Origin of the sequence: Paenibacillus sp. FSL F4-0087 (assembly GCF_038020215.1) — a bacterium.
Classification (GTDB): Bacteria; Bacillota; Bacilli; order Paenibacillales; family Paenibacillaceae; genus Paenibacillus; species Paenibacillus taichungensis.
In genome coordinates this window covers 2720185-2742103 of sequence record NZ_JBBODJ010000001.1, presented here as the reverse complement: position 1 = coordinate 2742103, position 21919 = coordinate 2720185, and the positions used below count along the sequence as shown (strand labels likewise).

The 21919-nt window shown below is 48.2% G+C and carries 20 protein-coding genes; 19 read left to right on the top strand and 1 reads right to left on the bottom strand.

From position 1 onward, the window contains the following. Positions 1–99: 99 nt before the first annotated feature. Positions 100–1053, top strand: a complete 954-nt coding sequence (locus MHB84_RS12855) for a ribose-phosphate diphosphokinase (RefSeq protein WP_017691370.1) — start codon at positions 100–102, stop codon at positions 1051–1053. A gap of 108 nt (positions 1054–1161) precedes the next feature. Here the strand turns inward: MHB84_RS12855 and MHB84_RS12850 are convergent, their stop codons facing one another. Further along, positions 1162–1362: a hypothetical protein gene (locus tag MHB84_RS12850; protein ID WP_024633712.1), complete on the bottom strand. Its 201-nt coding sequence runs from the start codon at positions 1360–1362 to the stop codon at positions 1162–1164. Between the two features lie 366 nt (positions 1363–1728). Here MHB84_RS12850 and pth point away from each other — a divergent pair, with 366 nt between their 5' ends. From pth to hpt, 18 genes are all read left to right on the top strand, one after another. Then, positions 1729–2289 (top strand): aminoacyl-tRNA hydrolase, encoded by a 561-nt coding sequence (gene pth, locus MHB84_RS12845; RefSeq protein ID WP_076292117.1) that lies wholly within the window; start codon positions 1729–1731, stop codon positions 2287–2289. Positions 2290–2387: 98 nt separating this feature from the next. Beyond that, positions 2388–2618, top strand: coding sequence for an anti-sigma-F factor Fin family protein (locus MHB84_RS12840; RefSeq protein WP_024633714.1), 231 nt, complete (start codon positions 2388–2390; stop codon positions 2616–2618). A 279-nt stretch (positions 2619–2897) separates the two neighbouring features. Continuing rightward, positions 2898–6425: a transcription-repair coupling factor gene (mfd, locus tag MHB84_RS12835; protein WP_076292118.1), complete on the top strand. Its 3528-nt coding sequence runs from the start codon at positions 2898–2900 to the stop codon at positions 6423–6425. After that, positions 6409–7557, top strand: a complete 1149-nt coding sequence (locus tag MHB84_RS12830) for a peptidylprolyl isomerase (RefSeq protein ID WP_076292119.1) — start codon at positions 6409–6411, stop codon at positions 7555–7557. Before mfd ends, MHB84_RS12830 begins: the two co-directional genes overlap by 17 nt. A gap of 319 nt (positions 7558–7876) precedes the next feature. Then, positions 7877–8419 carry a stage V sporulation protein T gene (spoVT, locus tag MHB84_RS12825; RefSeq protein WP_076292120.1) on the top strand — a complete coding sequence of 181 codons (543 nt, stop codon included), beginning with the start codon at positions 7877–7879 and terminating at the stop codon, positions 8417–8419. Positions 8420–8608: 189 nt separating this feature from the next. Then, a complete protein-coding gene (locus MHB84_RS12820) occupies positions 8609–10309 on the top strand; it encodes a putative polysaccharide biosynthesis protein (RefSeq protein ID WP_076292121.1) in 1701 nt (566 codons plus the stop codon). 253 nt (positions 10310–10562) lie between these two features. Next, positions 10563–12056: a nucleoside triphosphate pyrophosphohydrolase gene (mazG, locus tag MHB84_RS12815; RefSeq protein ID WP_076292122.1), complete on the top strand. Its 1494-nt coding sequence runs from the start codon at positions 10563–10565 to the stop codon at positions 12054–12056. A gap of 300 nt (positions 12057–12356) precedes the next feature. After that, complete coding sequence (locus tag MHB84_RS12810; protein WP_017691362.1) at positions 12357–12629, top strand: HU family DNA-binding protein; 273 nt, start codon at positions 12357–12359, stop codon at positions 12627–12629. Continuing rightward, a complete protein-coding gene (locus tag MHB84_RS12805; RefSeq protein ID WP_024633720.1) occupies positions 12629–12907 on the top strand; it encodes an RNA-binding S4 domain-containing protein in 279 nt (92 codons plus the stop codon). The genes MHB84_RS12810 and MHB84_RS12805 overlap by 1 nt, the downstream gene beginning before the upstream one ends. Positions 12908–13087: 180 nt before the next feature. Continuing rightward, positions 13088–13372: a sporulation protein YabP gene (gene yabP / locus MHB84_RS12800; protein ID WP_053778920.1), complete on the top strand. Its 285-nt coding sequence runs from the start codon at positions 13088–13090 to the stop codon at positions 13370–13372. Then, positions 13369–13938, top strand: coding sequence for a spore cortex biosynthesis protein YabQ (gene yabQ / locus MHB84_RS12795; protein ID WP_024633722.1), 570 nt, complete (start codon positions 13369–13371; stop codon positions 13936–13938). Before yabP ends, yabQ begins: the two co-directional genes overlap by 4 nt. A gap of 12 nt (positions 13939–13950) precedes the next feature. Then, the gene (locus MHB84_RS12790; protein WP_076292123.1) at positions 13951–14286 is read left to right on the top strand and encodes an FtsB family cell division protein; all 336 of its coding nucleotides are present in this window, start codon (positions 13951–13953) and stop codon (positions 14284–14286) included. A 198-nt stretch (positions 14287–14484) separates the two neighbouring features. Continuing rightward, positions 14485–15012, top strand: coding sequence for a S1 domain-containing RNA-binding protein (locus tag MHB84_RS12785; RefSeq protein WP_076292124.1), 528 nt, complete (start codon positions 14485–14487; stop codon positions 15010–15012). Positions 15013–15514: 502 nt separating this feature from the next. Then, a complete protein-coding gene (spoIIE, locus tag MHB84_RS12780) occupies positions 15515–18022 on the top strand; it encodes a stage II sporulation protein E (RefSeq protein WP_175382519.1) in 2508 nt (835 codons plus the stop codon). 85 nt (positions 18023–18107) lie between these two features. After that, complete coding sequence (locus tag MHB84_RS12775) at positions 18108–18860, top strand: VWA domain-containing protein (RefSeq protein ID WP_076292125.1); 753 nt, start codon at positions 18108–18110, stop codon at positions 18858–18860. After that, the gene (locus MHB84_RS12770; RefSeq protein ID WP_076292126.1) at positions 18844–19791 is read left to right on the top strand and encodes a serine/threonine protein kinase; all 948 of its coding nucleotides are present in this window, start codon (positions 18844–18846) and stop codon (positions 19789–19791) included. Before MHB84_RS12775 ends, MHB84_RS12770 begins: the two co-directional genes overlap by 17 nt. Positions 19792–19835: 44 nt before the next feature. Then, a complete protein-coding gene (tilS, locus tag MHB84_RS12765) occupies positions 19836–21275 on the top strand; it encodes a tRNA lysidine(34) synthetase TilS (RefSeq protein ID WP_076292127.1) in 1440 nt (479 codons plus the stop codon). Positions 21276–21328: 53 nt separating this feature from the next. Next, a complete protein-coding gene (hpt, locus tag MHB84_RS12760) occupies positions 21329–21868 on the top strand; it encodes a hypoxanthine phosphoribosyltransferase (protein ID WP_024633729.1) in 540 nt (179 codons plus the stop codon). The last annotated feature ends 51 nt before the right edge of the window (positions 21869–21919 follow it).

The following is a 21919-nucleotide window of genomic DNA, read 5'->3' as shown; positions in this document are numbered from 1 at the left end:
GGTATTGATATTAAGAATTGCCTCCCGAACATCGGGGGGTGCCGACATGTCGCAGACGCTTATAGATTCCAATGAACCAGCACGGAGGGTTTTTATTTTATGACTTATTTTGATTCGAAATTAAAAATATTTACTTGCAATTCTAACCCCAAGCTTGCCCATCAAATTGCTGATTATATCGGAATTCCTATGGGTGAATCTCACACAACCAGCTTCAGTGATGGTGAGATCCAAGTGAAACTCTCTGAGAGTGTTCGGGGCTGCCACGTTTATATTGTGCAGTCTACTTGCTTGCCGGTTAATGACAACCTGATGGAAATGCTCGTTATGATTGATGCACTTAAACGGGCATCTGCCAAGACGATTAACGTCGTTATTCCGTACTATGGCTATGCTAGACAGGACCGTAAGGCCCGTTCGCGTGACCCGATTACAGCCAAACTGGTTGCCAATCTGATCGAAAAAGCGGGTGCAACCCGTGTAATTGCGATGGACTTGCATGCAATGCAGATTCAAGGATTCTTCGATATTCCGGTCGATCATCTACTCGGCGTGCCGATTTTGGCTCAATATTTCCGCTCGAAACAGATCGAAAATCCGGTTGTTGTATCGCCTGACCACGGCGGCGTAGTGCGCGCTCGGAAACTGGCGGACTTCCTGAATGCACCTCTCGCAATTATCGACAAACGTCGTCCAGAGCCGAACGTCAGCGAAGTGATGAACATTATCGGTAACATCGAAGGTAAAACAGCAATTCTGATCGATGACATCATTGATACAGCGGGAACGATTGTACTGGGAGCGAATGCTCTGATGGAAGGTGGCGTGAAGGAAGTATACGCTTGCTGTACTCATCCAGTATTGTCCGGACCTGCGATGGAACGCTTGGAGAATGCACCACTGAAGGAAGTTATCGTAACGGATACCATTCCGATTACGCATGCTAACCCGACAAGCAAACTTAAAGTGTTGTCTGTAGCACCTTTGCTCGGAGAAGCCATTATCCGGGTTCATGAGGAATTGTCAATCAGCAAGCTGTTTGAAATTGAATAAGGATGTCTGCATAAAGTAGTAGAGGGGTTACGTTTTCCGGATCAATGGAAAATGTAACCCCTGTCGGCGTGCCGTTATATTGGAAGTGAAACAGTGCCTGCCGAATTTCTAGTATCCGGGGCGGGAGATAAAACGGAACCGGCGCCGATGAAAAAGAGTGTCGGCAATTTCGACAAATTGATTATCGAAACGTGTGATTAGTCCGATCTCAATATGGGTGTCGCGGTCATATACCTGTACAGGTACGTGATATTCCAGATGATAGATAAAATCGCTATGTTGAGTCAGTTGTCCGTTGTCTTCGCGCAAAACCCGCTCACCTTCCTGGGTTGATGAAATAATAAATGTAAACACTATATAAGATCAACTAAACATTTACACGATAACGGAGAGGACAGAAATAACTTGAAGAAGCGAAGCGTTCGCCTGAAAGCTTTCTGCAAGAAAGCTACATCGGAAGCATAAGCTATCCCCGGATTTTCCCTTTTCATAAAGAATTCAAAAAAATCTGGGGATAACAGCGATCGGAAAGTTGTTCTGTCATCGGAGTGCCAGTGTAAATACTCTTTAGTTCAAATTATATAACCAATTCGAATCTCACTTTGTTGATATTATATGAAATATAACATTCGAAGTCTATGCTTCACCTTAGGCTGATCCGAAGGAGGGAACAAGATGAAGTGGATTGTCGGCCTCGGAAATCCAGGCCCGAACTACGCTAAAACCCGTCATAATATCGGTTTTATGGCACTTGATCGACTTGCAGAGCGGCATAATATCTCCATAACGCAGAGCAAATGCAAGGCGCTGATTGGAGAAGGTGTAATTGGTGGCGTCAAAACGGTGCTGATTAAACCAATGACGTTTATGAACCTGTCCGGTGAGTCGGTAAGGGCTTATATGGATTTTTATAAAGTTAGTCTGGAAGACCTGATTGTCGTCTATGACGACATGGACACGGAAACAGGCAAAGTCAGATTGCGTTACCAAGGCAGTGCAGGTGGTCACAATGGAATCAAATCCATTATCCAGCATACCGGTACACAGCATTTTAACCGGGTGCGGATGGGAATATCCCGACCAGAACCGGGACATGCCATTGTAGACTACGTACTGTCCAAGTTTATGAAGAACGAAAAGGAAGCACTCGATCAAACGATCGAACAGACCTGTGATGCATTGGAGTATAGTCTGGATCATACGTTTGAACAGACAATGGCCAAGTTCAACGGGTGAACCGCTGCAACTGACACTGGAAAAATGATCTAGATTCGGGTTCGATTCAGTCTTAATGGGCATACTGGACGTATAAACCATGTTCAGGAGGCATAAACATGTCAGTGAATTATGTGTGCAGGCATTGCCGTACTTTTATTGGACGAATCGATTCTGCCCGGATAACGGAAGCGCAATTGGGCTTTCATTTCTTGACCCCCGACGAGCGGAGGGATATAATAGCGTATAATTCCGGTGGCGATATAACCGTTCGGATTACATGTGATTATTGCAAAGAAGCTCTGGAATTCAATCCTGAGCTGAGCCTGCTTGCGAGTCCGCTTCAGTAATTAACTCGCAAGCAGCTAGAACTTATGACAGATGATGGTGGATGAGGAATACCGCTCCACCTTTATAGCCTTGGCAGCCTGCTGAGGCTTCTTTTCAGTTGGGATGAAACCAGACTATATGTGAAATTACCCTTCAGCTACATCAAACGGATGTGGCAAAGAAGCGACTTATCCTTTATGATGAAACAGGACAAAAAGGAATTTGTATCCAATTTCTAATGTGGTGAACCTGCGCGCAGGCGTGAGATACTCAAGTAAGTTATAAGAGAGGTGCCCCTTTTGTTACAAGCACTTATACAGGCTTTTTCCAAAGATCCGGACTTCGGATCCATTACGGCCGGGATTACATCCGGTATGAAGGAGCAATTGGTTTCGGGCTTATCCGGTTCGGCACGTCAGATTATGCTGGCTGCCTTACATCAGGAAATGAACAGACCCCTGCTCGTTGTGACACACAATATGTTTTCCGCTCAAAAAATCGCAGAAGATTTACAGGAAGCGCTTTCACCAGATCAGGTGCTGCTCTATCCTGCCAACGAACTTGTTGCCGCTGAAGCTGCTGTTTCCAGTCCGGAAACATTGGGTCAGCGTATTGACGTGTTGGTCCGTTGCGCCCAGGGATTCAGGGGCGTTGTTGTTATCCCGTTTTCCGGGGTACGGCGCTATGTTCCACTTCCAGAAGTGATGGCTAATGCTCAGATTACAATTAAACAAGGTAATACACTGGAGCTGGATTCATTCCTGCTGGAGATGGTGAAGCTCGGATATGAACGTGTAGAGCGCGTAGAATCACGCGGCGAGATGAGCGTGCGTGGTGGAATTATTGACTTCTATCCAGTCACATCGTCCATTGCGTACCGTGTGGAATTATTCGATGATGAGATCGATTCCATTCGTACATTTGATCCTGCAGACCAGCGTTCCATTGAACGAATTGATGAAGTGACGGTTCTGCCGTGCAAAGAGTTAATTGCAGATCGCGAACGTATGGAGAAGGCTGCCGATGCAGCCGTTATTTTGCTTGACCAACAGTTGGAGAAAATGACGGATCGGCAGGCGAAGCTGCGTCTGCGAGAAGAAATTCATCGCGAGATTGAACTTCTACGGGAGCATGTGTATTTCTCTGAAATGTATAAATATATTTCACCGCTCTATCCGGAAAACAAGACGATCTACGACTACATGCCAGAAGATACGTTACTTGTACTCGACGAGCCAGCAAGGCTCGCTGAGACGTCGAAACAGCTTGACCGGGATGAGTCGGAGTGGAATCTTCATTTGATGCAAAACGGGAAGACTCTTCCGGACCTGCATCTGTCGGCAGATGGGGATGATCTGATCTATGAACGTCCATTCCAGACGCTGTTTATGTCCATCTTTTTGCGTCAGGTTCCTCATACCCAACCGCAGAATATCCTTAACTTTATCAGCCGTGGAATGCAGGACTTCCATGGTCAGATGAATGTGCTCAAAGCAGAAATGGAGCGCTGGCAGAAAGCCGGAGTTCAAGTACTCATGCTGGCTAACGGTGAGGAAAGACTTGATCGGATGCGCCGGGTACTCATGGACTATGATATCCCTGAGCCGGAGATGCTTATTGGCAACTTGCAAACCGGATTTGAAATGCCTTCTATTCATCTGGCTGTCGTTACCGAAGGTGAGATGTTCTCACAGAAGCAGCGCAAAGTGCGCAAACCGATTCGCAATGTGGACAACGCTGAACGCATTAAATCCTATAGTGAGCTGAAAGTGGGCGATTATGTCGTTCACCAGAATCACGGGATTGGTAAGTATCTCGGGATCGGCACACTTGAGGTTGGCGGTATTCACAAGGATTACATGCATATTCTATATGCAGGTGGAGACAAACTGTCTGTACCGATTGAGCAGATTGATCTGATTCAGAAATATGTCGGTTCGGAAGAGAAAGAGCCGAAAATATATAAGCTGGGCGGTAATGAGTGGACACGGGTTAAAAACAAAGTCCGCACATCTGTACAGGATATTGCTGATGATCTAATCAAGCTTTATGCGGAACGCCAGACGTCAAAAGGCTTCGGCTTCGACAAAGACTCTGCGGAACAGCAGGAGTTCGAGGACATGTTCCCTTATGATGAGACACGTGATCAGGTGCGTGCAATTGAAGAAATCAAGAAGGATATGGAACAAAATCGTCCGATGGACCGTTTATTGTGTGGGGATGTCGGTTACGGCAAAACCGAGGTTGCGATCCGTGCTGCATTTAAGGCTGCCATTGAGGGGAAACAAGTTGCTGTATTGGTACCTACAACCATTTTGGCACAGCAGCATTATGAAACGTTCCGTGAGCGTTTCTCGGGTTATCCATTCAACATTCATGTACTTAGTCGATTCCGTTCACGTAAAGAACAGAATGAGACGGCCAAAGGTATCAAGGCAGGCACCGTCGATATCGTTATTGGTACTCATCGGTTATTGTCACAGGATCTAGTCTTCAAGGATCTTGGCCTGTTAATTGTAGATGAAGAGCAGCGCTTTGGTGTAACTCACAAGGAAAAACTGAAAAAGCTGAAAACAAACGTGGACGTGCTGACACTGACAGCGACGCCGATTCCGCGTACCCTTCACATGTCCATGCTGGGCGTTCGTGATCTGTCGGTTATCGAGACACCGCCGGAAAACCGTTTTCCGGTACAGACGTATGTCGTTGAACACAGTCAGGCGCTTGTTCGTGAAGCGATTGAACGTGAGTTAGCTCGTGGTGGTCAGGTCTACTACTTGTATAACCGTGTGCAGGGAATTCAGGAGATGGCTGCCGAAATTTCCGAATTGGTCCCTGAAGCCAAGGTGGGTGTGGGGCATGGCCAGATGTCGGAAACGGAGCTGGAGAAAACTATTCTGGACTTCCTGGATGGTGAATATGACGTACTCGTCAGCACAAGCATCATTGAGACCGGGGTGGATATTCCTAACGTAAATACGCTGATCGTGCATGACGCGGACAAAATGGGTCTTTCCCAGCTGTACCAACTGCGTGGACGGGTGGGACGTTCCAATCGGATTGCATATGCCTATTTCACGTACCAACGGGACAAAGTGCTGACCGAAGTTGCTGAGAAACGTCTGCAATCGATCAAGGAATTCACCGAACTGGGTTCGGGATTCAAGATCGCGATGCGTGATTTGTCGATCCGCGGCGCGGGTAATCTGCTCGGAGCTGAACAGCACGGCTTTATTGCGTCTGTCGGATTCGATCTGTATTCTCAGATGCTGGCAGAGGAAATTAACAAACGCAAAGTTACGATGCTTGGCGAAGAGCCGGTGCCATCCGATCAGTGGAACACAACGCTGGATCTCAGTATCGATGCGTACTTGCCGTCGGATTATATTTATGACAGTATTCAGAAGATTGAAATTTATAAAAAAGTGGCGGTTATTGCCTCCTTCGACGATGCAATGGAACTGGAAGACGAATTGGTTGACCGATTCGGAGATCTGCCGGAAGCCGTGATCAATCTGCTGGCGGTGGCCAGAATGAAAGTCTATGGCAAGATCTACGGTATTGAATCCATCTCCCAACGCGGAGATGATCTTACAGTGAAGTTCTATGAAGGCCGAGAACATGCATTTGAGCTCTCAAAAATCGCACACATTGGAAATCAGTTCGAAAGACGTGTACAATTTGAACAAGGACCCCATATGCTTATTCATGTCAAGGGCAAAGGGCTTGGGGACAAGCAACTGATGGAGCTGGTAGAGAAATTTCTGGAGTCCATGAAAAGTGCTTTTAAATCAAAGGGGGAACTAAAGGATGTTAGCAAAGTATAAAAAAGTAGGGAAAGTACTGTCTGTGAGTATGGTAGCAGTACTGTCCCTATCACTGCTTGCTGCTTGTGGCAAGAAGGAAGAAGCGACAACGGAACCAAAGGATACAAGTGCAGTAGTCGCTACGTATGATGGCGGTACAATTACAGCCAATGAATTCGACATGGAGCAACGGGTCATGAAATTCCTCTATCCGGAATATGCACAAATGATGGATATGGATGATTTCAAGGAGTACCTGGTAAAACAGGAAGTTGCATATGAATATTTGAGTGGAAAAGCAAGTGATGCAGCCAAAACCGAAGGTGAAAAAACAGCGACAGAGCAATTCGACAAAATGAAAGCTTCTGTTCAAGCTGACCAATGGACTGAGATGCTGAAAGCTCAGAATCTGACAGACCAGAACATTAAGGATTACATGACTCGCATCATGACGGTAATTAAGGACAAAGAAACTGGCGTTACTGAAGATGCGATTAAAGCTGAATTTGAGAAAAATAAAGATCAGTTCACAACGGCGTCTGTTCGTCACGTACTGATTAACTTTACTGATCCAAAAACGCAAAAAGAGCGTAAAAAGGAAGATGCTCTGAAACTTGCAAAAGAAGTGAAAGCCAAATTGGACGGCGGAGCAGACTTTGCTGAAATTGCGAAGAAATACTCTGAAGACACAGGTTCTGCAGAAAAAGGCGGATTGTATGAAGATACACCTGTAGCTAGCTGGGTAGATGCGTTCAAGGAAGCAGCAAAAACGCTGCCATTGAACAAAATCAGTGATCCTGTAGAGACTGAATATGGTTATCACATCATGAAAGTAGAAAAACGTACAGAAGCGGACTACGCGAAATTGACTGCTGAACAAAAAGAAACACTCAAAAGCCAATTGGCCGCTGCTGAGATCGATACATTCATGACCAGCGAACTGGACAAAATCGTAAAAGAAGTAAAACTGCCGAAAACAGACAAGGCTGAAGAAGGTACGACTGAAGGTACTACCGAAGGCACAACCGGTACAGGAACTGGTACTGAGGGTGAAAAAACCGATGCGGGTACCGATACCAAAACGGATCAAGGAACAACTGGAACCGACAAGGATACAAAAACAGATGAAAGTACAGATACAAGCGGTAAGTAAGATAGCGAATGCGTACATCCAGCTAATACGTTTGTCTGGGTGATACACTGAACGCTTCAAATATGGACAACCATACAGAAAAGCAAGAGGGGGACTTAAGGCCTCCCTCTTGCTTTTGCTTGTATCTATGGAGCAAAGTGGGTACATGGTCGCCTTCTGTGGAAGTTTACACAACTATATTCTCCAAAGTATGTATAAGGAAATGGGAACAGATGAATACTATGGTCAAGATATCACACTAAACGTTCTGGGACTTTCCTCTACCCATTAAGGAACAGTAGTTGAAAAATCTTCTCGAGAAAGTGGGGCAACATGTGAAATGAAAGCTACTGGTATTGTCCGCCGTATAGATGACCTCGGTCGAGTGGTCATTCCGAAAGAAATCCGCCGTACGTTACGTATCCGTGAAGGCGATCCACTTGAGATTTTTGTGGACCGCGATGGAGAAGTTATTCTTAAAAAATACTCGCCGATTGGCGAACTTGGTGATTTTGCCAAAGAATATGCAGAATCGCTGTATGAAAGTACAGGCCATGTAACGATGATCTCTGACCGCGATACGATTATTACGGTCGCAGGCGGTTCCAAGAAAGAGTATCTGGACAAGCAGGTAGGTCAACTGGTGGAGAGTTGTATGGAAAACCGCAAGACGATTTTGGAGACCAACAATGGTTCTTATGAGCTTAGCAAAGATCATGACGAGACGTTATCGTCTTTTGTTATCGCCCCAATCATTTCGGGTGGTGACCCCATCGGAACGGTTATCCTTTTCAACAAGGATGAGTCGGTGAAGATGTCTCAGATGGAAATCAAAATGTCTGAGACGGCTGCCGGGTTCCTTGGCAAACAGATGGAGCAATAAAAAAAGCAGATTAACTCCTGGTGCCCTGAGGCAACCAGGAGTTTTTGCATTTTAGGGAAGCTGTAGACCGTGTGGATGATGTCCTGAAGGACAGGATACCTGGAAGGGTTAGTCTGTGCGCCTTTGGACAGGTATAATAACTAGGTATACTTTGGAGAAAGAACGCATGGACATACGCAGGAGGGACATATGAAACAGTTGTCTACAGGCTCAAGATTGCTTCAGGGCGCATTTGTACTTGGGCTTGCCGCCATTATATCCAAAATCATTGGTGCTTTTCAGAAGATTCCGCTACAGAATCTGGGGGGAGACGGTGTTTTTGGCATCTACAACACGGTGTACCCGTTCTATATGCTCATCATTACCATTGCTGCTGCAGGGCTGCCTGTGGCTGTATCCAAATTCGTAGCCGAGCAGAATGCACTTGGTCGACCGGAAGAAGGCAGGAGGGTTATACGCTTGTCCTCGATGCTGCTCGGTGGAATTGGACTGGCCCTGGCTTTGTTAATGTATATCGGTGCACCGCTTATTGGAAACCTGATTGGTAACGGAAGTGTCGTACCGTCCATTCGGGCAGCTTCGATGGCATTGTTGTTTGTACCGGTGATGACAGGCTTGCGCGGATATTTCCAGGGGTTGCAGCAAATGGTGCCTACAGCGGTATCCCAGGTGGTAGAGCAGACTGTACGGGTCACGGTGATGATTGTTCTGTTGTTGTGGCTCATGGGACGGGACGCTTCATTGGAGACTATAGCAGCTGGAGCTATGATTGGCTCAGTGGCAGGAGGGTTTGCCGGGTTAGTTACGATGCTTGGATATGTGTACCATCATCGACGGAGAAATGAGGAAAGGCTCGCTGTTATGAAAAGTACTGAGGCAGCTGGGCAAATGGAGAAAAACAAAGAACACCGAAGCGTGGGGAGCAGCCTTCTGCCTGAAGAGCGGCGATCCAACGGTGAGTGGATGCGGACGCTACTGATCTATGCCATTCCGGTCTGTCTTGGATCATTGGCTGTGCCATTGATGAATCTGGTGGATACCTTTACGGTACCCCGCTTGTTAAGACGAGAAGGGCTGGATGAGCTTCAATCCATGGTGTCCTTCGGAATTTACAACCGGGGATTGCCGCTGGTTCAGTTAGTCACGATGCTTGCCACGTCACTGTCTGTGCTCTTTATTCCGGCGATGGCCGAAGCCCGACTGAAAGGCGGGCCAGAAGCCGTGAAGCAGCAAGCAGGCCTTGCGCTGCGTTGGTTCTGGTTAATCGGCCTAGCGGCATCCGCAGGTTTGGCGGTGCTGGCAGAGCCGATTAACCGCATGCTGTACGGGGATGCCGCAGGCACCGAAGCCCTGCGGTACATGGCGCTGACGGCTGCGGGAAGCACCGTCAGCATTATCGCGGCGGCGCTGCTGCAAGGCCTCGGCGCCGTGCGCGCTCCTGCGTTCAGCATGCTGGCCGCCGCAGGCGTCAAGGCGCTGCTGAACGTCATGCTTGTGCCGGCGCTGGGCATCAGCGGCGCGGCCCTGGCAGGCGCAGTCGCCTACATGCTGGCGGCTGGCCTGAATGTGGCGCTGCTGGCGCGACTTGTCGCCCTGCGCCCCGCTCCCGGCGCCGTCTTGGCGAAGCCGGCGCTGGTTATCGTCGCCATGAGCGTGGCGGCGGCAGGCACGGCCTGGGCCGCCGAAGCTGTGCTCGGCGGCATCGGTATCGCGGCCGACCGCAGGCTGGCCGCGATGGGCGTGAGCCTGCTTGGCATAGCTGCAGGCTCGGCCGTGTTCTTGCTGGCAGCGGCCCGAACGGGACTGCTGACCGCCGCAGAGCTGGCGGCCGTGCCCAAGCTGGGGCCGCTGCTGGCCAAGCTGCTGCGCAGACTGCGTGTGCTGCGCTAACCCTCACGTTGCGCTGCTACACTTAGCGCCACGCCGTCCATTCACCCCGGCTCTCGCATTCTAAAGCGGAGCAGCGGAGGTTGAATGAGTCACACCGTGTCATATGCAAATGCAATTATAGGATAACGTCTAATTCTGGTATAATACGTGTAATTATAGAGCCCTGTTCTGTACTATGTATGACTCATTCGTGATTGGCTTTGATCAAGGATGGAAAGTCGGAACAGGATAGTTCGGATGGAGGCTTATAAAGATGAGTGCAGCTTTGACAGTAGTCGGTCTTGGATCTGGAGATGCAGATCAGCTGACGGTAGGGATCATCAAAAAAATGAAGCATGCAGCGATGCTGTATGTACGCACACTGGATCATCCCGTACTGAATGATCTCAAGCAGGAAGGATTGGAGATGACATCCTTTGATGCCATCTATGAGGCGAAGGATTCTTTTCCGGAAGTGTACGACGAAATTGCAGACCGGCTGATTGAGGCCGCACGCAAGGGCGAGCCGGGTACCGAGATCGTTTATGCCGTGCCAGGGCATCCCATGGTCGCTGAAGCGAGTGTACGCCTGTTGAAGGAGCGCTGCCCACAAATGGGCATTTCGCTGCGCGTTATGGGCGGGGAAAGCTTTCTGGATGAGGCGTTTATTCGTCTTGGATTCGATCCTATCGAAGGGTTTCAGCTTCTCGATGCCAGCAGTCTGAATACGGAACTGGTGCAGCCGCAGCTTCATACCTTGATTGGACAAGTATATGATGTGTTTACCGCTTCCGATGTAAAATTGTGCCTAATGGACGTTTACCCTGACGATTATCCGGTATTTGTCGGACATGCCTTGGGTGTACAGGGACAGGAAATCATACACAAGGTACCGCTGCATGATCTGGACCGGATTGAAGGGTACGGTAATCTCTCATTGATATATGTGCCCAAAAATACGGATGACGCGCTTCGTCGGCGCTCCTTCGCACGACTTCATGAAATCGTGAATATTCTTCGTAGTCCAGGCGGCTGTCCATGGGATCAGGAGCAGACCCACCAGTCGATCCGCAAAAACCTGATTGAGGAAACCTATGAAGTTATTGAAACGATTGATGAAGATGATCCTGATCACATGAAGGAAGAGCTAGGTGATCTCCTGTTGCAGATTTTGCTGCACTCCCAGATGGAAGAAGAGGTTGGCACATTTAACGTGTACGATGTTATTGAAGGATTGAACGACAAGCTAATTTTCCGTCATCCGCACGTATTCGGTGAACAACAGGCAGGGAATGCGAATGAAGCGTTGCAAAACTGGGAACAGATGAAGGCAGAGGAGAAAAAGCGCAAGGGACAGGATCTACAGCAGACTTCTGTGCTGGACGGCATTCCCCGTGACTTGCCTGCCTTGATGAAAGGGTACAAATTACAGAAAAAAGCGGCCAAAGTTGGCTTCGATTGGGATGACGTGGAAGGTGTCTTTGCCAAGATCGAGGAAGAACTGGCAGAGCTAAAAGAAGCGGTACAGCATAACCAATCTGCGGAAGAGCGGAAGTTGGAACTGGGCGATTTATTGTTTGCAGCGGCCAATGTTGCGAGATTTATTGATACAGATCCGGAGGAGGCGCTTGCCGCCACCAATCGGAAATTCATTCAGCGTTTCCAGTATATCGAGGAGCGTCTACGTGAACAGGGAAGAACTCCGTCAGACAGCAATGTCGATGAAATGGAGCAATACTGGCAGGCAGCGAAAAAGGCTGGATTGTAAAGGGTTCTGGCATTTTGGGCGCTGATCCGATATCATTAGTTGCATCATGCGTATCGTCGTCGAAGCATCTCGAGCGAATTGCACGAGAAAGCGTGTGATTAACGGAGAGGTGTTTCGGGTACTGGACTTAGACTGTTCTTGGGCAGGACCGACAAAAAGTGAAAAAAGTCGAAGACCGAGGCAGGATTTCAGATGCCAAGCCAGAATACATGTGTAGTAACCTTGCGCGGAGCCAGCAGCAGCAGATCTGTTGTCACGGATTCGCAGATACTTTTTTTTCAATTTGGGAGGCTTTTAAAAATGAACAAAACAGATCTGATTAACAACATTTCCACCAAAAGCGGTTTGACTAAAAAAGACGTTGAGTCCGTATTGAACGGCTTTTTGGGAGAAATTACAGATGCACTTGCCAGCGGAGACAAAGTACAACTGATCGGCTTTGGCACTTTTGAGACCCGCAAACGTTCCGGTCGTACCGGACGTAACCCACAAACAGGGAATGAAATCGTGATTCCTGAGTCCACCGTTCCTGCGTTCAAAGCAGGCAACAAACTTAAAGAAGCCGTAAAATAATGCGTCTTGATAAATTCCTGAAGGTCTCTCGGCTGATCAAACGCCGCACCGTAGCCAAGGACGTTTCCGAACAGGGACGTGTGCTGGTGAACGGACGTGAAGCGAAGCCAAGCGCCGCTGTCAAAGTGGGCGATGAGCTTACGGTTCAGTTCGGTCAAAAGCTGGTCACCGTGAAGGTGGAGCGTCTTGCCGAGAGTACCAAGAAGGATGAGGCGAGCAGCCTCTACACCTTGGTTAAGGAAGAGCCGATCGCCAAGGATAACGGTCTGAACTGGTAACAGGGATGCCTGATATACTTTTCTACAACATTCATTGCAAAATGAAGAGAAACGCCTTTCCCGTGCAGGGAAGGGCGTTTTTGTGTTCCACTCTTTTCCGGACAATTGCTTTCATCCAACCTTGGTTCTATTCTGCACTTCTGATCCATAAGCTAGGGTTAAGAAGGAGGGGTACATGCCATGGTTGAGCAAAGTAAGACGAAACAGCATCATCTGAGCATGCAGAATCGGAAACTGCTGGATCTGACGGGTGTCTCCAATGTGGAGAGCTTCGACAGTGAGGAATTTTTGCTGCAAACTGAACTTGGGCATCTGACCATCCGGGGGCACAATTTACATATCAAAAACCTGAGCCTGGAGGACGGTTTGTTATCCATCGAGGGCACTGTCAGTTCTCTTCAATATCTGGACCCCGGTTCTCAGTCCAAAAACGGTAAAGGCCTGTTCGGCAAGATGTTCCGATGAGTCCGGATACTCAATGGATCACATTGATGTGGATGCTGATGTCGGGAGCCGTGATGGGGATGGCCTACGACAGTTACCGGGTACTGTCCGGTCAGCTGCGGTTCCCGAGATGGAGCGTCCACACGCTAGATCTGTTGTATTGGGTCGCTTCCGCGCTGTTCGTCTTCCGGATGCTGTACGCCGGGAACCACGGACAGCTGCGGTTTTATGTCTTTTTGGGGCTGATTATAGGGGTTTGCTTCTATTTTTGGCTTTTAAGTGTTACAACCCAGCGTTTTGTGGTAATGTTAATTAAACTCGCAAGAACGCTGATTCATTGGTGTGGACATATCCTTAACATCCTGATCGTTATGCCCGCTAAAGGACTATACAAGCTAGTGCGCGTATTATTTGGTTTTGTACTCGCCATACTGTTATTCCTGGGTAAGCTGGTGCTGCAATGTTTGGTACCTTTCGGCAAGTTGTTCCGCTGGATGTTTAGGCCAATCCTGAAACATTGGGTTACGCCACGCTTCCTGATCCGTGCGGGTTCAAGTATCGCAGCGATGTGGAAACGCTGGTTTTAAGGAGGTCCGATAATGGGTAAAACACCTATGAACAAATCAAAAGCTCCAGCAGGCCAAGGAAAATCTGCAGGTGCCAAAAGGCGTCTCATGCTATGGATGACCTTTATGGTTGTGTTTATCATTTGGGCAGGATATACGTTCCTTGTGCAGACTGCGCAAATTTCGGACAAGAGTTCTCATCTGGCTGCCCAGCAATCTTCAAAGGAAGAGACGTTGAAGAAGCTGGCTCAATTGAAGTACGAAGTCAGTCGGTTGAAGGATCCCGAATACATAGGACAGCTGGCTCGGAAAAAAGGATACTATCTGCCTGAGGAAACACCAATTCAGGTTGAAGAGTCAGGGAACTGATGTAATTTGGCTCATTATTGAGCAAGGATTGTTATCTATATGTCTGAAGCCGTTATACCGGAAAAAATAGGCTACCTTAAGGGGTAGTGCTCAGTTGACCTTGGTTTGCGGCATAAGGTATAATTAAATTAGCACAGCATTGATTTTGGCATTCAAAAAATCGGGTTGTATATTTTTAAGGGAGGATCATTTTATTCTATGGCAATTGAAGTGGGCACCAAGTTAGAGGGCAAGGTGACAGGCATCACGCATTTTGGAGCATTTGTGGATCTGTCAGGAGGTGTCACGGGTCTCGTTCACATCTCGGAAATCGCCGACAATTATGTCAAAGATGTCAACGACCACCTGAAGCTTAATGACCTCGTTACCGTTAAGGTCATCAACGTTGACAAGGATGGCAAGATTGGGCTTTCCATTAAGCAAGCTGTTGACAAACCGGTTGAGCAACAAACACAGTCCAGACCCCCGAGAGCTCCTAGACCGGAACGCAGTGGAGGAGATCGCGAACGATTCAGCGGCGGAGGCCCAAGTGGTGGCCAAGGTCGTGGTGGCGGCGGTGGATTTAACCGTGGTGACCGCGGAGGCCGTTCTTTCAAGCCCGCAGCAGGCAAACCTTCATTTGAGGATAAAATGTCACGCTTCCTGAAAGATAGTGAAGAGCGGATCTCTTCGCTGAAAAAGAACACAGAAGGCAAACGTGGTGGCCGTGGAGCCAAACGCGTGTAATCTGGTTCAACCTGATTTAAAATATAAGAAGAACCGTTAGCCTTGGGGCTGACGGTTTTTTTGCGTTTGTTTTTAATGTTGGGGTTTAACCGTTCAGATATAGACATTTAACCGGATTCATAGCCGTTTTTGTAAAGTGAAGCTCCATATCCCCAGTTTTTCTGCGCAGGAAAAAAAGTACATAAGAACATTTGTCGTCTACCATTTTTTACCGACAGGTTTCCGTGGCATTCCACAGGTATCCTGCTCAAATCGTGGCGATGACGAACCGCGTCCGGTTCAAAATCAGACAAGTGCCTTGTCGGCAAGGGTCTGGGCAAATGGATGAAACCACAATAAGGCCGGGGGTTTCGCACCACCGCGCCGCGTCTGTTTCTTTTGTCGTAAAGTTTTTGGACCCTACCCACCAATTGTGACAAACTACGTCTTCTATTCTATCTATAATCAGAACCATCGAGAACGAAACACGAAAATTAAATTAATCGAATGGGGTGCCTTGAGGATGATGGAAAAGTGGAATGTCATTCAATTTCCGGGAATGAAAGCTGGTAAAGGAGGTACAGAAGCTCGGGAGGAGCTTTCGGTACGCCTAAAACAGTGGATTAGCTCCCGCAAGGCCGTCCAGATCGTTGCTGCACGTAAATGGGTGCTGCTTCTTACCTTTATGGGATTTTTGCTGGGCAAGGCCATGATTCTGAATGAATTATCGCCCTTTGCGATTGCTTACTTTGCGGTTATCGCCTTCATGCGTAGGGATTACATTATTCCGGTAGGGGCTGCGTTGCTGGCAGGAAGTCTCTTCGCTCCGTTTCCGGTACCTCTGATTGTTGCTTCGGAGCTCGCCATCTTCTATCTGTTGTTCAGAGGACTGGAGTCTTATGACCGCGCTGAATTATCTTATGCGCCAACGATGGTGTTTACGACTACTTTTATGGTCAAGTTATTCGCCGTCGTTATTGGGCCGTCTTTCAGCTGGTACGCCATGTTAATGCTCACGATGGATTCCGTACTCAGCTTTGTGCTTACCCTGGTTTTCATACAGGCCATACCGATCTTCACGTATCGCAAAAAAAAATTCAACCTAAAGAACGAGGAGATCCTCTGTCTGATCATCTTGCTGGCTTCCGTGATGACAGGGGCGGTGGGCTGGACGATCCAGTCCCTGTCTGTAGAGCATATGCTCTCCCGGTATCTCATTCTGATCTTCGCGCTGGTGGGCGGAGCCCCCCTCGGAGCCTCGGTTGGGGTCATTACTGGCCTCATTCTCAGTTTGGCCGATATGTCGGCGGTATATCAGATGAGTCTGCTTGCTTTTGCTGGCATGCTGGCAGGTATGCTCCGGGAAGGAAAACGTGCGGCTGTTGCTCTGGGCATGCTGCTGGGTTCCTCTATTCTATCCATATATCTGGGTGGACCGGGAGATGTCATGAATTCTTTATGGGAGACATGTGCAGCCATTGTTTTGTTTATGTTAACGCCAAAAAGTATGCTGACGGCCATATCCAAATATGTTCCTGGCACGCAGGATCATACGAAGTCGCAGCATGAATATGCGAAGAGAATACGTGATGTCACCGCAGAACGGGTTACCCGCTTCTCGCAGGTATTCCGTCAGTTGTCACGCAGCTTCGATCAGATGTCTGGCGCGGGGGAGCCGGTACAGAACGAAGGCGGGATGGAGCACTTCATGAATGCCGTAGCCGAAGGCACATGTTCGGGTTGCTTTAAGAAGGCCCAATGCTGGGATGCGAAGTTTATTCAGACCTATAAATATATGACAGATGTGATGAGTTCCATTGAAGCCAACCCGGAGATGTCAGGCAAGCAAATTCCGGTGGAATGGAACAGGGTATGTGCGAAACCGGAGGAGGTACTTGAAGTGATGCGCGCCCAGTATGGTCTGCATCAACATAACATGCAATGGAAACGTCAGATTATAGATAGTCGACAGCTGGTTGCAGAGCAATTATCAGGGGTATCCCAGGTAATGGAGGACCTGGCGAAAGAAATTCAACGGGAAAGTGAGGAGATGGTACAACAAGAGGAGCAGATTCGAGATGCGCTTGAATCGTTAGGTCTGTCCATACATTCTATTGAAATTATTAATCTGGAAGCGGGGAATGTGGAAATTGAGATTGTTCATGCCTATACACGCGGATTTGACGAGTGCCGGAAAATGATCGCTCCGCTGATCTCAGATGTACTGGACGAGCATATTGCCGTCTTGAATGAGACGATGCTTGACCCTCGCCAAGGGCTGGCGACAGTTACCTTTGGCTCTGCCAAAACTTTTGAGATAACAACGGGTGTTGCCGCCGCCGCCAAAGGGGGAGATGTGATGTCCGGGGACAGTTTCAGTACAGTTGAACTGGGTAACGGGACCTTTGCAGTTGCGCTTAGCGATGGCATGGGCAATGGGGAACGGGCACGCATGGAGAGCAGTGCTGCACTAAATATACTGGAGCAGTTGTTACAGTCGGGCATGGATGAGAAGTTGGCGATCAAATCGGTGAATTCCGTTCTGATGCTGCGTTCTCCTGAAGAAATGTATGCAACGGTGGATATGGCTCTGATCGATGAATATACGGCAGAGACCACGTTTATGAAAATCGGATCGACTCCAAGTTTTATTAAACGAGGGCAGGAGGTTATTCAGGTTTCGGCAAGCAATCTGCCGATTGGTATTATCAAAGATATTGAGGTGGATCTGGTAACCGTACAGCTTCAGCCAGGGGACGTTTTAATTATGATGACAGATGGTATCTATGATGCGCCGGGGTATGCCGTCAACAAAGAACTATGGATGAAGCGGCTCATTCAGGAAATTGATAGTGACGATCCTCAGGAATTAGCAGACTGTCTGCTTGAAAGTGTTATTCGTTATCAGCAACATGAGATCTATGATGACATGACTGTAATTGTAGGCAAAATAGAACATTATCGCCCGGAGTGGGCGACATTAAGAGTCCCCGGAATAAGCCGGATGGAACGTCCACGTACCGTTAGTTAATTGCATATTCCTCTGTTTGAAGTCTCTTCATTCTGGCAATGCTAGTCATAGAGTTGGAGAGTAACCCAAAACGGAGGGATATCGGATGAAACAAATCTTGTTGATCACCGACGGTTGTTCCAATGTAGGTGCAAGCCCGGTGCTGGCTGCGGCGGAAGCGCGGGAAGAGGGAATTACGGTCAACGTGGTCGGTGTTATTGATTATGGAACCATTGGTGAGTTAGGTAGTCGAGAGATCGAGGATATTGCCAAAGCCGGGGGTGGAATCAGTCAGATCGTAGGTACCAGGCAGCTTGCCCATACGATGCAGATGATGACAAGAAAAACAGTGGTTCAGACCATTCAACAGGCGGTTAATAGAGAGTTAACACAAATTCTGGGAGAGCACGAGCCCAAAACGGTAACCGACCTTGAACCGGCTAAACGTGCACAGGTGGTTGAAGTGATGGAGGATATGGCGGAGACAACACCGCTTCAAGTCGTTCTTCTCATTGATGTAAGTGCCAGTATGAAGCCGAAGCTTGCTGCTGTGGAGGAAGGGATTCGGGATTTAATGCTTAGCTTGCAGGCACGTATGGGTCAGAGCCATCTTTCCGTCTTTCATTTTCCTGGACGACATAGCGGAGAAGAAGCTGTCATGGACATCGACTGGACAGTTGACCCGAGCCGTGTTCGTTCGCTGTTTGGACGTTTGCAAATGAAGGGAGCGACGCCGACAGGTCCTGCGATTCAAAGGGTGATTGATTTTTACCGTTATGGTACACTGGAGGGACAGCAGGAAATAGAAGGGAACTATCGCATTGAAAGAGAAGGGATGCTCGGTGACAACGTTGTCTGACGCCTCTTTCCCGCCAGGAACAGTCATCACAGGGAAATGGAATCGCAGCCGCTATACGATTCGGAAGCTGCTGGGCAAAGGAGCCAACGGCATCGTTTTTCTTGTCCAGCGGGGTGAGAATGGCAAACATTATGCGCTTAAAATGGGATTTGACCCAGTAGATCTGCAATCGGAAATTAATGTGCTCAAATCTTTTCAATTACAGCGTAATCATGAGGCCCTTCGACAGAGTGGCATTCCTTCTTATCTGAAAGATGTGGATGACTACGCCATTCGTGGTCGTGATATTCCCTTTTATGTGATGCGTTACGTTCGGGGGGAATCTCTGCACCACTTCATTCGGCGTCAGGGAACGGATTGGACACTTCTGGTTGGACTCAGACTATTGCAGAAGCTGGCTCAATTGCATCAGGCTGGATGGGTGTTTGGCGATCTCAAACCCCAAAATGTACTGGTATCGGATTATGGGCAGGTAGAACTTATCGACTATGGCGGAGTGACTTCTATCGGCCGGAGCGTCAAGCAGTTTACTGAATGGTATGATCGCGGATTCTGGAATGCGGGTAGCCGAACAGCAGATGGTACCTATGATGTGTTTGCTTTTGCGCTATTATTGATTCATGTACTTGAAGCTGATGCACTCAAAGCGCTGGCTGCAGAAGGATTACCCCAACTGCGAAGTGTAAACCAGCTTACAGCCCTTGTGGAGCGCAGCGAACGTCTTCGCCCCTTTCGAAACTGGACTATTCAGGCATTACGAGGTCAGTTTCAGGATGCCGGACACGCGGCTAAGGTCTGGAAAGAGATGATGGCACGCCCTTCTCCTCTTCGCCGACGTTCCAAAAGTACAACACCGCGTTGGCTCAAAAATGCATTTACTGTATCCGTTATATTACTTATCGGGGTACTCATCTATGCACTGCGATTCTGACCTGTGAGAGTGCATATACATAACGTAAGGAATGAGGAACAGGTATGGAGGCTTTACGCTGGAACAAGCTGGTGAATAACGTGCTGGATGCAGCGGAAGAGCATCAGTTATGGGTTCCCGGGGATCGGATTGTCGTCGCAATATCGGGCGGACCGGACTCGGTAGCTTTTTTGCATATCATGCATGAGATCAGTACCAGGCATGTCCCGCTGGAGTTGATCTGCGCCCATGTACATCATGGTTTTCGGATTGAATCCGATCATGAAGCCGAGATGATGAAAGAACTTGCGCACCGGCTTGGCATAGCATTTGAATGGGTAAAGGCCGATGTACCTTCTTATATGAAGCTTACCGGTCAAGGTCCTCAGGAGGCCGCGCGCAACAAACGATATGAATTTCTGCATGAAGTGGCTGCCAAATACGATGCGGCGAGCATTGCACTGGCCCATCATGCCGATGATCAAGCAGAGACGGTTATGCTCCATTTGCTGCGTGGGAGTGGTCTTTCCGGACTCGCAGGAATGAAGTTTAAAAGACGAGAAAAAAATGTGGAACTTATTCGTCCATGCCTTCGTATAAACAAGACAGACCTTGTAGAAGCTTGTAATACCCAGGGTTTTCTGTATTTTAATGATGAAAGCAATTCCCTGCGTAAATATCGGCGTAATGCCATTCGCTTGGATGTGCTCCCATTTTTGGGGCAATATAATGGACAGTTGACGCCGTCTTTGAATCGACTTGCCGAAATCGTGGGCGATGAAGACGATTTCATGGAACAAGGTGCATATGACGCATACAGGTGTCTAGTGCAGGCGAACGGCGGAAGGCAAACCTTTGAGGTGCCTTCCTTTTTGAAGTTACATGTCGCTTTACAACGAAGGTTGATTAAACTAATATTGAATTATCTGCCTTTGGACAGTGATTTTGTCGACTTTACCCGTATTGAGACCATTCGCCGCAAGGTTATTCAGCCTGAAGCGACGACCTGGAGCCTGGATATAGGACAGACACTCGCCTGCACCCGGGAGTATGATCTGATCTCTTTCGGCGTACGGACTGACGTACAGGGTCAATCTTACGAATATCGTCTTGCTCAATCGAGCGGAACCTATGAGCTTTCTCTCACGGAAATTGACCGGCATGTTCAGATCGTTCCGATGAGTCCCGAGGACTATCATGTACCAGAATCGGCGGATCATGCCGCATTTGATGCAGATCAACTGCTTATGCCGCTGGTTGTGCGTTCACGGTTACCTGGAGATACCATGAAAGTGATGGGATTAAACGGAAGCAAAAAGGTGAAAAATATTTTCATCGATGAGAAAATTCCCCCTTCTGTCCGTTCACGGGTTCCCGTGGTATGTGATGGAGCAGGCAATATCATCTGGTTACCGGGTGTTCGCCGGTCTAGTGTAGCTCCTGTCAGGGAGGATACTTCCGCAATCCTGTACATGACTGTAGGCGATTCAGCGATTCAGGGGTAGTGGTTATGGTTCAGGTAAGGCTTTCATATGTATAACTTAGGAGGTTCGCACAGTTGCAGAACGACATTCAGGAAGTATTGATCAGTGAAGAAGAGATTCAGAGTAAAATCAAGGAATTAGGCGCAACAATAAGTGCCGAATATGCAAATCGCAATCCTTTGGTCATTTGTGTGCTTAAGGGTGCGTTTATATTTATGGCTGATTTGGTTAAGAACATTACGGTACCTGTTGAGATGGATTTCATGGCAGTATCGAGTTATGGCGCTTCCACCAAATCATCCGGCGTGGTTAAAATCATTAAGGATCTGGATGAATCCGTTGAGGGACGCGAGGTTCTGATTGTAGAGGACATTATTGATAGTGGACTCACGCTCAGTTATCTGATCGAACTCTTGCAGAACCGCGGTGCTGAATCCGTCCGCGTGGTTACGCTATTTGACAAGCCTTCAGGTCGCAAAGTCGAACTTGAAGCCCATTACACTGGCTTTGACATTCCGGACGCATTCATCGTTGGCTATGGCCTGGATTATGCCGAGAAGTACCGGAACCTCCCTTACATCGGGATTCTGAAACCGGAAGTTTACAGCAACTAATGCTTAAGCTAGTTCCAAGCCCATATCTGTTGGTGGCTTCTGTTGAGAAGC

What these genes read in the sequence shown, in the direction of transcription:
- MHB84_RS12855 (WP_017691370.1), top strand. Translation starts at nt 100, where the DNA reads ATGACTTATTTTGATTCGAAATTAAAAATATTTACTTGCAATTCTAAC.
- pth (WP_076292117.1), top strand. Translation starts at nt 1,729, where the DNA reads ATGAAGTGGATTGTCGGCCTCGGAAATCCAGGCCCGAACTACGCTAAA.
- MHB84_RS12840 (WP_024633714.1), top strand. Translation starts at nt 2,388, where the DNA reads ATGTCAGTGAATTATGTGTGCAGGCATTGCCGTACTTTTATTGGACGA.
- MHB84_RS12830 (WP_076292119.1), top strand. Translation starts at nt 6,409, where the DNA reads ATGTTAGCAAAGTATAAAAAAGTAGGGAAAGTACTGTCTGTGAGTATG.
- spoVT (WP_076292120.1), top strand. Translation starts at nt 7,877, where the DNA reads ATGAAAGCTACTGGTATTGTCCGCCGTATAGATGACCTCGGTCGAGTG.
- MHB84_RS12820 (WP_076292121.1), top strand. Translation starts at nt 8,609, where the DNA reads ATGAAACAGTTGTCTACAGGCTCAAGATTGCTTCAGGGCGCATTTGTA.
- mazG (WP_076292122.1), top strand. Translation starts at nt 10,563, where the DNA reads ATGAGTGCAGCTTTGACAGTAGTCGGTCTTGGATCTGGAGATGCAGAT.
- MHB84_RS12810 (WP_017691362.1), top strand. Translation starts at nt 12,357, where the DNA reads ATGAACAAAACAGATCTGATTAACAACATTTCCACCAAAAGCGGTTTG.
- MHB84_RS12805 (WP_024633720.1), top strand. Translation starts at nt 12,629, where the DNA reads ATGCGTCTTGATAAATTCCTGAAGGTCTCTCGGCTGATCAAACGCCGC.
- yabP (WP_053778920.1), top strand. Translation starts at nt 13,088, where the DNA reads ATGGTTGAGCAAAGTAAGACGAAACAGCATCATCTGAGCATGCAGAAT.
- yabQ (WP_024633722.1), top strand. Translation starts at nt 13,369, where the DNA reads ATGAGTCCGGATACTCAATGGATCACATTGATGTGGATGCTGATGTCG.
- MHB84_RS12790 (WP_076292123.1), top strand. Translation starts at nt 13,951, where the DNA reads ATGGGTAAAACACCTATGAACAAATCAAAAGCTCCAGCAGGCCAAGGA.
- MHB84_RS12785 (WP_076292124.1), top strand. Translation starts at nt 14,485, where the DNA reads ATGGCAATTGAAGTGGGCACCAAGTTAGAGGGCAAGGTGACAGGCATC.
- spoIIE (WP_175382519.1), top strand. Translation starts at nt 15,515, where the DNA reads ATGATGGAAAAGTGGAATGTCATTCAATTTCCGGGAATGAAAGCTGGT.
- MHB84_RS12775 (WP_076292125.1), top strand. Translation starts at nt 18,108, where the DNA reads ATGAAACAAATCTTGTTGATCACCGACGGTTGTTCCAATGTAGGTGCA.
- tilS (WP_076292127.1), top strand. Translation starts at nt 19,836, where the DNA reads ATGGAGGCTTTACGCTGGAACAAGCTGGTGAATAACGTGCTGGATGCA.